The organism is Pseudomonas sp. RA_15y_Pfl1_P11, assembly GCF_963970975.1.
Lineage (GTDB): Bacteria > Pseudomonadota > Gammaproteobacteria > Pseudomonadales > Pseudomonadaceae > Aquipseudomonas > Aquipseudomonas tritici.
Genome location: NZ_CAXAOY010000019.1, coordinates 59,555 through 73,295, shown reverse-complemented (window position 1 = coordinate 73,295; position 13,741 = coordinate 59,555). Strand labels below are relative to the sequence as shown.

10 protein-coding genes, 1 tRNA gene and 1 pseudogene are annotated in these 13,741 nt (G+C 58.4%); 9 read left to right on the top strand and 3 right to left on the bottom strand.

All coding sequences use genetic code 11. The features are described from left to right. The first annotated feature begins 24 nt into the window (after positions 1–24). The 6 genes from AACY44_RS22060 to AACY44_RS22035 all read left to right on the top strand — a co-directional run bounded on the left by AACY44_RS22060 (position 25) and on the right by AACY44_RS22035 (position 7,663). A complete protein-coding gene (locus AACY44_RS22060; protein WP_339419843.1) occupies positions 25–597 on the top strand; it encodes an RNA polymerase sigma factor in 573 nt (190 codons plus the stop codon). Beyond that, entirely contained in the window at positions 594–1,187 is a 594-nt protein-coding gene (locus AACY44_RS22055) for a hypothetical protein (protein WP_339531033.1), read from the top strand. The genes AACY44_RS22060 and AACY44_RS22055 overlap by 4 nt, the downstream gene beginning before the upstream one ends. Beyond that, positions 1,112–5,275: a hemagglutinin repeat-containing protein gene (locus AACY44_RS22050; RefSeq protein ID WP_339531077.1), complete on the top strand. Its 4,164-nt coding sequence runs from the start codon at positions 1,112–1,114 to the stop codon at positions 5,273–5,275. The genes AACY44_RS22055 and AACY44_RS22050 overlap by 76 nt, the downstream gene beginning before the upstream one ends. Positions 5,276–5,278: 3 nt before the next feature. Next, a complete protein-coding gene (locus AACY44_RS22045; RefSeq protein ID WP_339437368.1) occupies positions 5,279–5,590 on the top strand; it encodes a hypothetical protein in 312 nt (103 codons plus the stop codon). Position 5,591: 1 nt separating this feature from the next. Then, entirely contained in the window at positions 5,592–6,044 is a 453-nt protein-coding gene (locus tag AACY44_RS22040) for a hypothetical protein (RefSeq protein ID WP_131697024.1), read from the top strand. A 1,037-nt stretch (positions 6,045–7,081) separates the two neighbouring features. Beyond that, complete coding sequence (locus AACY44_RS22035) at positions 7,082–7,663, top strand: hypothetical protein (RefSeq protein ID WP_339531030.1); 582 nt, start codon at positions 7,082–7,084, stop codon at positions 7,661–7,663. Here AACY44_RS22035 and AACY44_RS22030 read toward each other — a convergent pair whose 3' ends face one another. Together AACY44_RS22030 and AACY44_RS22025 are read right to left on the bottom strand one after the other, a co-directional pair. Continuing rightward, complete coding sequence (locus AACY44_RS22030) at positions 7,664–8,746, bottom strand: site-specific integrase (protein ID WP_339437370.1); 1,083 nt, start codon at positions 8,744–8,746, stop codon at positions 7,664–7,666. It abuts the gene before it with no gap. 105 nt (positions 8,747–8,851) lie between these two features. Next, positions 8,852–8,928 (bottom strand) — tRNA-Arg (locus AACY44_RS22025). Between the two features lie 371 nt (positions 8,929–9,299). Here AACY44_RS22025 and gabD point away from each other — a divergent pair. The 3 genes and pseudogenes from gabD to AACY44_RS22010 form a co-directional block, all read left to right on the top strand. After that, entirely contained in the window at positions 9,300–10,742 is a 1,443-nt protein-coding gene (gene gabD, locus AACY44_RS22020) for an NADP-dependent succinate-semialdehyde dehydrogenase (protein WP_339419866.1), read from the top strand. A 185-nt stretch (positions 10,743–10,927) separates the two neighbouring features. Further along, positions 10,928–12,205, top strand: a complete 1,278-nt coding sequence (gene gabT / locus AACY44_RS22015; RefSeq protein WP_049710644.1) for a 4-aminobutyrate--2-oxoglutarate transaminase — start codon at positions 10,928–10,930, stop codon at positions 12,203–12,205. Positions 12,206–12,345: 140 nt separating this feature from the next. After that, positions 12,346–12,471, top strand: a pseudogene (locus AACY44_RS22010) (histidine kinase); the annotation flags it as partial. A 119-nt stretch (positions 12,472–12,590) separates the two neighbouring features. Here AACY44_RS22010 and AACY44_RS22005 read toward each other — a convergent pair. After that, positions 12,591–13,592, bottom strand: coding sequence for a GGDEF domain-containing protein (locus AACY44_RS22005; RefSeq protein ID WP_339419867.1), 1,002 nt, complete (start codon positions 13,590–13,592; stop codon positions 12,591–12,593). Positions 13,593–13,741 lie beyond the last annotated feature (149 nt).

The following is a 13,741-nucleotide window of genomic DNA, read 5'->3' as shown; positions in this document are numbered from 1 at the left end:
GGCTAGAAGGAGTTCGCCACTTACATGGCCGTACCAGATGCTTCACCCAGCGACGAATCGCTGCTGGCCCGCTACCGAACCGGTGACGCTGCCGCGTTTGAAGCGCTGTATGCGCGGCACCGCCAGGGCCTGTACCGCTTCCTCGTGTCCTTGAGCAACAAGACCGAACTGGCCGAGGAAATCTACCAGGAAACCTGGCTCAGCCTGATCCGCAGCGCCACCCAGCCACAAGGCCGGGCGAGTTTTCGCACATGGCTGTTCCAGATTGCCCGCAACCGCCTGATTGACCATTGGCGCAAGCACGGCATCCACAACCCGCTGCACGACAGCTACGACGAGCAACTGCACGCCCAGGCCGACGACAGCGCCGGCCCCCAACAGCAATTGAGCCTGAGCCGCGACCAGGCGCGCCTCGACGCCGCGCTGCAAGACCTGCCCGAAGACCAGCGCGAAGTCTTCCTGCTGCGCTTGCATGGCGACCTCGAAGTGCCGCAAATCGCCGCCCTCACCGGCGCCCCGCTGGAAACCGTAAAAAGCCGCCTGCGTTACGCCCAGCAGAAACTGCGCCGCCTGCTGGCCGAGGAGATACCCGCATGACCGACTCCCGACACACCCCGGATCCTGACGACGTACTCATCCAGCACTTTCGTCAACACAGCACCGGCGAGCCGCCCGCGTCCCTCGACGCCTTCATCCTCAACGCCGCCCGCCGCGAAGCCCCGGTGCCGCAGCCGAGCTTATGGCAGCGTTGGGTGCGAGCGTGCCAGCAGCCACGCTGGCAGATGGCGTTTGCCACTGTCGCAGGCTTGGCCCTGATGATCGGTGTGGTAACACGTTCACCCGTGCCGCAACCCGAAATCTCCATCGCGACCTTCTCCGCACTTCATGAGGAAGCTTCGCGCCCGGCCCCGCCAGCAATGTCCGCGCCTGCGCCAGTGGCCCGAATGGCCGCCCCGCCCCAGGCCGAGCGTGCGCAAGTCATGGGTTCGATGGCGGATGAGTCGACAGCCAAGCTCAGCAAACGCGCGCCTGTGGCGTTGCCTTCGTTGGAGGAGGGGTTGCAGGAGATTGTGAGGTTGCGTGAGGTGGGAGAAAGCAAAGCAGCAGATGAATACCTGCTAGCACTCTACAAGCGTTTCCCCGAAGAAGATTTACCTGCGCGGTTGGAGGCACTGCAAAAGCGCTAAGCGGACGCGCTCGTTTTGAACTCTCCGGAGACTCCGGAGAGTTCAAAAACAAAAAAGCCCCAGGCCTTAGCACTCAGGTACATCACGAGAAGCACAGCAATAGCCGCAGCCTCGGTGGTTTCAAGGCCAGCAAAATCGACGACAAGGTCAATGAGAACCGCACCACGGCGGTGGGCAGCCTGATCTCGGGTGACAGCCTTGACGTTCAGGCCGGCCGTGATGGACTGATCAGTGGTTCGTCATTGGTCAGTACCGCCGAGCTCAGCGTGAGTGCCGGGCGCGACCTGCGTGTCGACGCCGCGCAAAACACCTTTGATCGTCAGGATTCCCACAAGGAGAAAACCCGGGATCTGACAGGTATGGTGACGGCCAACCGGGGTGGTCTGGACGATATCACCGGCGACCTGCACCTCTCGATCGGCAGCAAAACCCACGTCGGCCAGGCCAAGGAAACGACCCTCACCGGCAGCACCATCGGCTCCAGTGCCGGTGACGTATCGCTCAGCGCCGGGCGCTCGCTTAATGTCATCGCCAGTGACCTGGTCAGTACCCGCGACATGACCCTGACCGGCAGTGACGTGACGGTTGCGGCGGGCACAGAGACCGCCCAACAGAGCAGCACCGATACCTCGCGCAGTGTCGGTGTCGGCCGTGTGATCGGCGGGATCATCGTCGATACCTACAAGAGTATCCGTGACGACGTACAGGCCGCCGAGAACGCCGAGGATGGCCGCCTCAAAGCCGTGAAATACGCGCAGGCGGCGCTGTCGACCTATAACGCACTGGGCTTTGGCAGCACCGATTCGGCCAATCGTTCGGCAGGGCGACCGGCCAACAGCAGCGGCTCACTGATCAAGATCGGCACCGAGCTGGCGTCGACTCGCAGCAAGAGCACCAGCGACTACAGCAGCGAAACCGCCAAGCAGGCGACGCTTAACAGTGGCGGCACGCTGTCGATGATTGCCACCGGAAAGGAAGAGGGCAGTCGTGGTGACATCGACGTCATTGGCAGCAGCCTCAAGGCCGAGCAGACGATGCTCGTGGCCAAGAACAATATCTTGCTGCAAAGCGCCCAGAACAAACGCGAGTGGAACAACGACAGCAGCGACAGCAAGGTCGCCATCGGTGCCAGCTTCAACATCGGCTCGCAAAACGGCTTTACGCTCGACCTCGGCGCCCAGTTGGCGAGAAGCATGGGCACCGGCAGTGATCTGACCCAGGTCAACTCGACCCTGGACACCGGCCTGCTGGTGCTTCGCAGTGGTCAGGACACTACCTTGAAGGGCGCGCAAGTGCGTGCTGAAACCCTCAAGGCGGACATCGGCGGCAACCTCAATATCGCCTCCCAACAGGACGAGTCCACGCAGAAAAATCGCCAGACCAGTGGCGGGTTCGGCGGCAGCATCTGCGTTCCTCCTTTCTGCATTGGCGACCCGGTGACGGTCTCGGCCAACATTGCGGCCAGCAAGATGAACAGCAATTTCGCTGCTGTTACGGATCAAAGTGGTCTGTTTGCCGGGCAGGGTGGGTATGACATTCACGTCGGTGGCACAACGCGCCTCGACGGCGCGGTGATCGCCAGTGACGCTACGGCCGACAAAAACCGTTTGGATACAGATCGACTGATCGTCAGCGACATCAAGAACAAGAGCGAGATCAAGAGCCAGTCGGTCGGTCTCAGTGCGTCCTATACCGCCCTGGAAAATGGCGGCACCGAAACAGGGGTAGGCGGCAGTATTCCGTTGATGTTGCGCGAGTCGGAACAGAGCCGCACACGCAGCGCGGTCAGTGAAGGCACGATTATTGTGCGTAACCCGCTCGGTGCCAGCGACCTGGTCGGCCTCAATCGCGATACGGCCAATGCCAACGAGCAATTGGATCGCCCCGACGAAAAAGCCCTGCAGGAGCGCATGGACCTGATCCAGAGCTCGGCGAAACTGGGGCAAAGCATCGTCCAGACGGTCGTCACAGCGAAGCAGGCCGAGGCCGAGGCGCAAAGCGAAAGTGTCCGTAACAACCCTGACAGTACCCCGGAACAACAGGCTCGCGCGGCGCGTGCCGTCGAAGACGCCAACAGCTGGGCCATAGGCGGCAACAAGCGGCTCATGGCCGACATCGCCACCGGCCTGGTCGCGGCAGGGTTGGGTGGGGCAGGCGGCACCACCGGCGTCGGCATTCTCGCCAACACCACGGCAGCCCATACCTACAAAGCCATTGGCGACTACGCCGATCAGCGCGAATTCGAAGCCACTGACAGCTTGGTCAAAAAGGCCTGGGGCGAAGGCGGCGCGGCGCGAATCCTGCTGCATACCCTGGCAGGCGCTACGCAGGGGCTGTCCAGTGGCAATGCGCTTGCCGGCGCACAGGGTGCGGCAGCGTCGGCGACGTTTATGCCGATGGTGGACAAGGCGCTCAAAGACAGCGGCGTCAAGGAAAGCGAGCGCAACTCACTGGCTACCTTGATCTCGGCGGGGGTTGGTGCGGTCGCCGCCTCGGGAGGCAATGTGGGCGGGCAAGTGACGGCGGCGAACACCGGCAACGCCGTCGATGCTTACAACCGCCAGTTGCACCCGAAAGAAATCCCTCTGCTTATAAGCGAAGCGCCTGCGTTGGCGCTGGCGGCAGGTATCAGTGTGGAAGAAGCGCAGGCCCGTTTGGGAAGGGCGTTGGCGTACTACACCGACGCCGGGTGGCAGAGTCTGTTGGGCAGTAAAGGCCTGCCACCGGACGATCTCACCCTGACCCACCTTGGCCAGGCTTTGGCACCGCTGGGCAATATGTACGATCCAGGTCCGACGAGCGACGTGCCGACGCTTACACCAACCATTAAAAACTACACGCCTGAAGAAACCCTGCGCTTGGTGCAAAATTACCAGTTCACCCACGCGGCGGCGTTTGCCGACGAAAAAATCAACCTCAACTACCTGATGCCGATTGCCAGGTTCGACTCGGATCAAACCGAGGCGCTGGACTTCTACAACCGAAACCTGAACTTTGCAGAAGGGGCAAACACAGGGCAGCCTTACGGCCCTGTGAGCTACACCAGCCCCGAGGGTACGTTTAAAGGTCAGCGCGAGGCGCTCTTGGGTACTGCAGAAGGTATCTTTACCCTCGGCAAGAACTTGCTGACCCATCCGGTGGACACCTCGGAACAGATCGCTTTTGGGCTGATCAACACGGCTTCCCACCCTGTCGACCTGGTCGGTGGGCTCTGGGCTGAAGGCCAAACAGCTTACGGGTTGGGCAAGCTGTACGAGTTGCAGGGTGACCCGGTCAACAGTGCCGCGGTGATCGAAAAGTACAAGACAGAGTGGGCGCTGGCCTTCTTGCCCATCAACCGCGCGGAAAAAGCGGCGAAATTGGGCGGTCTGGTCAAGGCGAGCGAAGAGCTGGGTACGACCGAGCGGGTGCTTGATAAAGTTGACGGTGGCAGCCCAAGCCGACTGGTGGTGGACGAGCCGAATGTCAAGGTTGCCGGCGGCGGGCAGCGTTTGGAAAACATTGAGTTTGAGCCTGAGCCACCCGTTAAGCTAGCCGATGAAACGAAGATTACCTTGGGCGCGGATACGCCAATCGTCCGAGTGAATACAAGTAACTCTATTAAAGGTTCTCCGGAGTACGCATTGCTTAATGACCCCGCTGCCAGGGCCGCGAATACTCGATACGAGCTTGATAACGGGAACACCTTCACAACCAACGGCGCAGGTCAGGTGGCCGAGTTAACGTTCACTCCAGTCGATACGAAGGTGCCTCGAGACGTAAGGCAAACAGAGGCCGGCAAGCAAGGTCGAGAGACCGATGTGGGTGGTCACGCACAAGCTTGTAGCCAGGGTGGAACCTGTGATGGATATAACCTGTTTCCTCAGGATAGAAACTTCAACAACTCGGCCTACAAGGTCTTCTATGAAAACGAGATCAAACGCGCGCTGAATGACTCTACAAAGGAAGTGGGGTTGACCACCATCAAATTCAATAGGTCTATGCCTGGCTCTCCGAGGCCGGATACGTTGTCCGTGACCTATACGGTTGATGGTAAAGTCAGAACCAGAATTTTTGCAAATGAGCCCAATAGAATTCCAGAGGGTTGAAGAATGATTACTGAAGATATTGAAGTCGTTAAAAAGATTTTTTCAATCATCGATGCCGGTATTGTCGATGGTTATGATTATTTTTGTTATGACGTAGAAGTGGGAGACGGCTTCATCGATACAGGGTTGGCAGTCGAGAGAGAAGGCGTTGAGGTCACTGATGCCAGAACTGATTTCGATGATACGGCGCTGTATATGCTTGCCAAGCAGCTCAATAAAAATGCCAAGGACCGCGGTGAGTGCTGGCGTTCTTTTGTTATGTCTTATCGGCGTGGAGGCCAGGTTAAAACAAGCTTCAACTATGATGAAAAGTAGTATGGATATTTTTCAAGGATCATCGGAGAAAGGCCTGACCCGCCGCATAGCAGGCTTTGCAGCATTCAAGTCCGAGCGCCTGCCGGTGCTCCATGAATTCTGCACCAGCCTTGGGTTTGAACGACCTCACGAGGTCCTTAACACTCCCGGTAAATTTTTGGCCCAATTGGACAGCGGTTTTCGAAGTGCAGTGATCAGTGAGGCCAACCGTGTATGGTTCATTACCCGTATCGGTTATTACATCGGCGAGTACCTGGCGACACGGTATGACGGGTATTGGCAGGTCGACGAAGACCCGGCGTCGCCTACCTTCGCACGTTATGTGGTCGGCGGTTTCTCCTTCGACGGGGTAACCACGCCAATGGTCGACCCAATGCAGATGGCTCAGGAGTACGCCGATACGCCCGCACCAAGGTCCCTGGTTCAGGAAATCGATAAAGTGTTGGTCAAGTAAACGTGATGACTGATGATTGGATCCTGAAACACGCAGCCGACGCACGTGCGCTAGCATCTGGAACTTCGGTCCACTTGATCGAGTAGCGGACTGCTCAAGTGATCCGCGCCGCCTCATTGCAATAGGCTAGTCGCGGGTCCTGTGCTCGATTAGTTAGATGCTGATTGGCAGATGATTGCGCGGGTCCAGCCGGTCGAGCAACCGTTCGCAGTCACGGCGAACGGGGGGGTGCTTCGCTCGTCAGGCTACAGACCAACCGCGAGACCCAACGCTTTAAGGCCAGTACCAACAGCATATGCCGTTTCGACCCGCCTTCGCTCAGTACCACACGCCGTTGGCCACAGGTAGCAGCGGGGCAAGGGGGGCACCAGTTTTTGCTGTTCTGCCGGTGCCAATTGGTGGGGGCTGCATTGAAGCCGGGCAGCAGGTCTATTAACGCCAACGCTCAATTGACCCACGTGCTGACGTGGGATGAACCCACCCTCAAGTCAACACAAATCCAGTAAAAGTAGTGGTTCGCGAGGAGTCTGCCCGGATCAGTGATATCTCGGCACCTGGGTCAATTCGGCGCCGGCGCCAACATTCAGTTGGTCCTCTGGTCCTTGTCGATCACTGGTATCAACCGATATCTCCAAATTACTCATTTTCGCCCCTCCACCTGAGCCTTTTTGGTCGGGCGTCCGACCGTGCGCCGATCGGTTATTTGAGTGGGAGGGGAGCCTGGTATAGATGTCGCCGCCGACCCGTGACGCATCCACTGCCTCAAGTCACCCAGCCTCCATCTCAACCGCGAAAGGCCAGGAACAGGATCAAGCCCGGGCAGTTTTCGTTGGCGCACTGTCAGCAAGCTGAAGCCGGTCAGCGCTGCTACCTCCGCGACACCAATGAGAACGTCATCTCCAAGCTTCTGGATTTTCAGGATGGTTTCGTAATCTACTGTCATCTTGGTTCCGCTCGATTGCTCTGGAGTGACTCCAGTTTTCGCTAACCAAGCGTTTCACTTCTAGGACAGCTTTTTGGCAGAGGGATATCACTTTATGAGCGTAAGCACTCAACCCCAACTACTTTTACCCGACGTGCCGCCTGATGAAGCCCTGGATTTTATGGCGATTGAAATCACGAATCATAGCGAGTCGGGTCGTAAAAATTTCTTGGTTCGGGTGCCTGCGGACAGGATTCAATACCTGGTCGGGCTTGTATTACGTACGTCGAGAATGTCAAAAATTTCGCTAGAAGATCAACTGATAAGCATCATAGGCACGGAAAACGGAAGGACTGTGCGGCGATACGTTAGCGGTCAAACGCATATGGCTTGGCCGACGTATCAAAGGATATTGATTTGGGCTCTTTCCGAAGGCTGGATCCAGGATTACGTTTTTGCGTTTTTGATCATGGAATCATTCCGCAGAGAGGCTGCGCAAGTTGCAGTGCGCGGTTTGAAGGAAAAGACCCGGAGGCAAATTACAAATTTTACGTTCACGAAAGCAGATTTGATCAGTGCGTTCAATGCGGCTTACAGAACCAAAGCGCTTGAGCGGAGTGCTGCTACCGTTAGTCGAGCTCAAACCAATAGCCAGTTCAAAGAAATGGCTATTGAGTTCGGTTTTGAGTTCGACTGATCAAGCCAACTTGGCAGCCAGCTCTTCGGCCGTGATGTTGTAATATCGCTTCAGCATGTTCACTTCCCGATGCCCCGTCACGCTCGCAAGCTCGATCAGATTCGGTAGCTTGGTCGCAAGCCGACAGGTCGCCTCATGCCGCAGATCGTGAAAGCGCAGATTGACTAGGAAGTCTTCCTGAGGTGTTACCTGCGCCATCCCACAATCTCCCAAGTATTTCAGCCTGGCTCGCTCCAGACCTCGTACAAAGGCCTTCTTGAGCGCATCAGCGGTGGTGGGGAAGACCCGCCCGCACAGCGAACGCGGCAAGTCCTTCAGCAACTGAATAGCCTTCGGCGAAAGCGGGACGGTTCTGGGCAGGCCGTTTTTGGTTGCGGGCAGGTGCGCGGTTCTACGATCCAGATTCACATGCCTCCAGCGCAGCTCGAAAATCTCGCCACGGCGCATCGCTGTCTCAATCGCCAATTGGACGATGGGCCGTATCCATGGATTGTGTGATGCATCGGCGTAGGTGCCATCCGCTCGGCGCTCACGAAGCTCTAGTGCGCTGAGCATGTATTGCTCTTCAATTGGGTCAAGGCGTCGCGAGCGCTCGTCGTTGTAGCTGGGACGGCTGACCATCCTGACGGGATTCTCTGCCATATGAATTCCCCACTCACGTCGAGCGACCTCGATCACGCATTGAAACAAAGCCAGCTCACGCTTCACCGTATTACCCTTGCGGATTTTCAAGCGCTCGTCACGGTAGCGGGCAAAATCTGAAGAGGTGAGGGTTGCAACGATACGTGTTGCCAATGGATGACGCTTGAGCGCTTCCAGACGTTTGATTTCCGAATACACGCCTTTGTGCTTCGGAGCAATCTCAGAGATATAACGATCAATAAGTTGATGAAAGGCGGTGCGTTCAGCCTCGACGCGAGAGACAAAAATACCCCGGTCGATTTCGCTTTCGATCATGCGTGCCCAGGCTTGAGCATCGGCTTTGGTTTCGAAGGTTTTGCGCTGGGCTGGGTAGCCCTTACGGCGTATTTGCGCTTCCCACTGATACTCGCCGCGATTCCTGATTGTTGCCATTTCGACCATTCCCGCCACTTTTGAGTGTGGCAAATTTGTGGCAAAAACGACTTTCAGGACTAGGACAGGTTTCTGTCAGGAGCGCTATCCCCTTGTAATACAAGGGAAAGAAGATGGTGCACCCGGCGGGATTCGAACCCACGACCCCTGCCTTCGGAGGGCAGTACTCTATCCAGCTGAGCTACGGATGCTTGTGCGGGCGACATCATACCCATGTCGACCTTGGGCGTCCATGCTGGTCTTTGGGCGTTTGAGTGTAGGACTCTGCGGTATAGAGGCCCTGCGCTGGGCGCCACCGAACGATGCAATGAAATCTGGCCCAGCTACGCTGATCAGAAAAAACCGGCAAATGCGCCGTTTTCGTTCTTTTTTTCGAACATCCTATTGCCCTGTACCCCCATTGATCCTAGGATTCGTTTGAGATTTCAAACGCTCTGTCTCCCGTGCGCTCTTTCACTTCTTCCGCGCGCTGGGGCTGATTTCCCTGACGGCAGCCCACAAGGCGCCTTTCAACAACTCTAATTCGCTCCGCGTGCGCGCGGTGCTGTTAAGGAAAGCCGACATGCAGCTCAAAGATACCCAGTTGTTCCGCCAGCAAGCCTTTATCGATGGCGCTTGGGTCGATGCGGACAACGGTCAAACCATCAAGGTCAACAACCCTGCCACGGGCGAGATTCTCGGTACCGTGCCAAAGATGGGCGCCGCTGAAACCCGCCGCGCCATCGAAGCCGCCGACAAGGCGCTACCGGCCTGGCGTGCACTGACCGCCAAGGACCGCGCGAACAAGCTGCGTCGCTGGTTCGAACTGATCATCGAGAACCAGGAAGACCTGGCCCGCCTGATGACCCTGGAGCAAGGCAAGCCATTGGCCGAAGCCAAGGGCGAAATCGTCTACGCCGCCTCGTTTATCGAATGGTTCGCCGAAGAAGCCAAGCGCGTCTACGGTGACGTGATTCCTGGCCACCAGCCCGACAAGCGCCTGATCGTTATCAAGCAGCCGATTGGCGTGACCGCCGCCATCACTCCTTGGAACTTCCCGGCCGCGATGATCACCCGCAAAGCCGGCCCGGCGCTGGCCGCCGGTTGCACAATGGTCCTCAAGCCGGCGTCGCAAACCCCGTTTTCCGCATTCGCCCTGGCTGAGCTGGCGCAGCGTGCCGGTATCCCAAAGGGTGTTTTCAGCGTGGTGTCGGGCAGTGCGGGTGACATCGGCAGCGAGCTGACCAGCAACCCGATCGTGCGTAAATTGTCCTTCACCGGCTCGACCGAAATCGGTCGCCAGTTGATGGCCGAATGCGCCAAGGACATCAAGAAAGTCTCCCTGGAATTGGGTGGCAATGCGCCGTTCATCGTGTTCGACGATGCGGACCTGGATAAGGCCGTCGAAGGCGCGATCATCTCCAAGTACCGCAACAACGGCCAGACCTGCGTTTGTGCCAACCGCCTGTACATTCAGGATTCGGTGTACGACGCGTTCGCCGAAAAACTGAAAGCGGCCGTGGCCAAGTTGAAGATCGGCAACGGGCTGGAAGAAGGCACCACCACTGGCCCGTTGATCGACGAAAAGGCCGTGGCCAAGGTTCAGGAACACATTGCTGATGCCTTGAGCAAAGGCGCCACATTGCTGGCTGGCGGCAAGGTGATGGAAGGCAACTTCTTCGAGCCGACTATCCTTACCAATGTGCCGAAAAACGCTGCGGTCGCGAAGGAAGAAACCTTCGGCCCACTGGCGCCGCTGTTCCGTTTCAAAGACGAGGCCGAAGTGATCGCGATGTCCAACGACACCGAATTTGGCCTGGCTTCCTACTTCTATGCCCGTGACCTGGGCCGTGTTTTCCGAGTGGCTGAAGCTCTGGAATATGGCATGGTCGGCGTCAACACTGGGCTGATCTCCAATGAAGTGGCGCCGTTCGGCGGCATCAAGGCTTCGGGCCTGGGCCGTGAAGGTTCCAAGTACGGGATCGAGGATTACCTGGAAATCAAATACCTCTGCCTGGGCATCTAACGAGCCCGGCATGGCATTGCTGTAAACGCAGAGGGCACGAGAGCGCTGACCCTTTGCGTGTTTCATACCGTACTTCGTAGTGGCCGGGAAAGCTGTGGCAGTCGATCATCGCATGCTGCCGTAGTTGCCTCCCCGCCACGTATTCCTTGGACCACGCCACCCGATGAGTGGCGAATGAGGACTTTATGAGCAAGACCAACGCATCCCTGATGAAACGTCGCGAAGCCGCTGTACCCCGCGGTGTGGGCCAGATTCACCCGATCTTCGCTGAATCCGCGAAGAACGCCACCGTAACCGACGTTGAAGGTCGCGAGTTCATTGACTTCGCCGGCGGCATCGCCGTGCTGAACACCGGCCATGTGCACCCGAAAATCATCGCCGCTGTGACCGCGCAACTGAACAAGCTGACGCACACCTGTTTCCAGGTGCTGGCCTACGAGCCTTACGTGGAACTGTGCGAAAAAATCAACGCCAAGGTCCCAGGTGATTTCGCCAAGAAAACCCTGCTGGTCACCACCGGTTCCGAAGCCGTCGAAAACGCCGTGAAAATCGCCCGCGCCGCCACTGGCCGTGCTGGTGTGATTGCTTTTACTGGCGCTTACCACGGTCGCACCATGATGACCCTGGGCCTCACCGGTAAAGTCGTGCCTTATTCGGCCGGCATGGGCCTGATGCCAGGCGGTGTGTTCCGTGCGCTGTTCCCGAATGAACTGCACGGTGTGAGCGACGACGATTCGATCGCCAGCATCGAGCGCATTTTCAAGAACGATGCCGAGCCGCGTGATATCGCTGCAATCATCATCGAGCCGGTGCAGGGCGAAGGCGGTTTCTACGTCGCGCCAAAATCCTTCATGAAGCGCCTGCGCGAACTGTGCGACAAGCACGGCATCCTGCTGATCGCCGACGAAGTGCAGACCGGCGCCGGTCGTACCGGTACCTTCTTCGCCATGGAACAGATGGGCGTTGCTGCCGACCTGACCACCTTCGCCAAATCCATCGCCGGCGGCTTCCCGCTGGCGGGTGTGTGCGGCAAGGCCGAGTACATGGACGCCATCGCGCCAGGCGGCCTGGGCGGTACTTACGCCGGTAGCCCGATCGCGTGCGCTGCGGCGCTGGCGGTGATGGAAGTGTTTGAAGAAGAGCACCTGCTGGACCGCTGCAAAGCGGTTGGCGAGCGCTTGGTCACGGGCCTCAAGGCCATCCAGGCCAAGTACCCGGTGATCGGTGAAGTGCGGGCCTTGGGCGCGATGATCGCGGTCGAGCTGTTTGAAGGTGGCGATAGCCACAAACCAAACGCCGCTGCCGTTGCTTCCGTGGTAGCCAAGGCGCGTGACAAGGGCCTGATCCTGCTGTCTTGCGGCACCTATGGCAACGTGTTGCGCGTACTGGTCCCGCTGACCTCGCCGGACGAGCAGTTGGACAAAGGCCTGGCGATCATTGAAGAGTGCTTCTCCGAGCTGTAAGCGGACGCTGACCTGATCGACAGAAAAAAACCCGCTTCGGCGGGTTTTTTTATGCACACTCCAGCGCATTCAGGCCGTGTTCATTGTCAGTGGGCCGCGGCATTGTCTAAGGTCGCAGCATTACCGAGTGAGCGTGCTGGATGAATGTGGCCGCGCAGATGGCGCGATTGACCGAGCATGAAGGGTTGGAAGCGCTTGCCAAGGGCAAGGCGGCGTGGCTGCTCAAAGTTGGCTTGTCTGAGCTGATGCGGGTGCGCAAGGCCTAGCGGGCGACACATATCAATGTGGCAGCTGGCTTGCCTGCGATGCAGGTGGCGTGGTGCTTCAGGCAGTTCGAAGTGATGCTATCGCAGGTAAGCCAGCTCCCACAGGGGGATGCGATTGCTTAACCCGCTATTACGCGGTTCTTGCCCAGGCGCTTGGCCTCGTACATGGCGGCGTCGGCGCGGGCGAACAGGCTGTCCAGGGTCGAGTCTGCCTCGGTGAGGCTGGCCAGGCCCTGGCTGATGGTTACCTTGAACGCCTGGCCTTCGTAGCTGAAACTCAGCGCTTGAATCTCCTTGCCCAGGCGTTCGGCCACTTGCAGCGCCATCTCCGGCGCGCAGCCCGGCAGCACGGCGGCGAACTCTTCACCACCAATGCGTCCGAACAGATCGCCACGGCGCAATACCCCTCGACCGCTCTCGGCGATGCGCCGCAGTACCTGGTCGCCCTCCAGATGCCCGTAGGTGTCGTTAACGTCCTTGAAGTCATCGATGTCCAGCAGCAGGAACGCCAGCGGCGCGCCTTGCGCGCAGGCACTGTCGAAGGCTTGATTGGCGCATTCGAAGAAGTGCCGACGGTTGCTGCTTTGAGTCAGCACGTCGGTGGTGGCGAGACGGTGCAGCTCCAGCGCCATCTGTTTCTTTTCGGTGATGTCTTCGGCTATGCCTACCACGATCAAGGGCTCACCAGGTTCGATTTGCTGGTTGATGTAACACTTGTCGCTCAACCAGCGGATTTGCCCGTCGGCGGTGATGATGCGGTACTCGCGGTCTTCCACGGCGCCTTGTCCCAGCACGCGGGCCAGGCTGTGTTCGGCGTAGTCGAGGTCTTCGGGGTGAATGCTGTTGCGCCACTCCCTATGGTCTGCCAGCAGCAGGCCGGCGGAGCGCCCGAACACCCGCTCATAGGCCGGGCTCACATAAAGTACACGGCGCGTTTCCCAGTCCATGGCCCACAGCACGGCGTTCACGCTCACCAGCATTGAGCTGAGCAACTGCTCGCGCTCACTCAGCCGTTCGACTTCACCCTGGGCGTGCACCAGCGCCAAGAGGGTCGCCGCCGCAGCCGGACGCGGATGTTCAGCGGTGGGCGGATCGGACAAGTAGGGTTTTTCGTGAACCATCGGCACAACTCTCTCTGGGCGCGCCGCACATTGAAACAGCGGTCACTACAAGGGCCACCATGATGGCGAAGTGTTCATTGAGAGAGGCGAATTGCAGTGAAGTTCCGTCAACAGGATCGATTGCCGGTGTCCGAGAAATGACGCCAAAA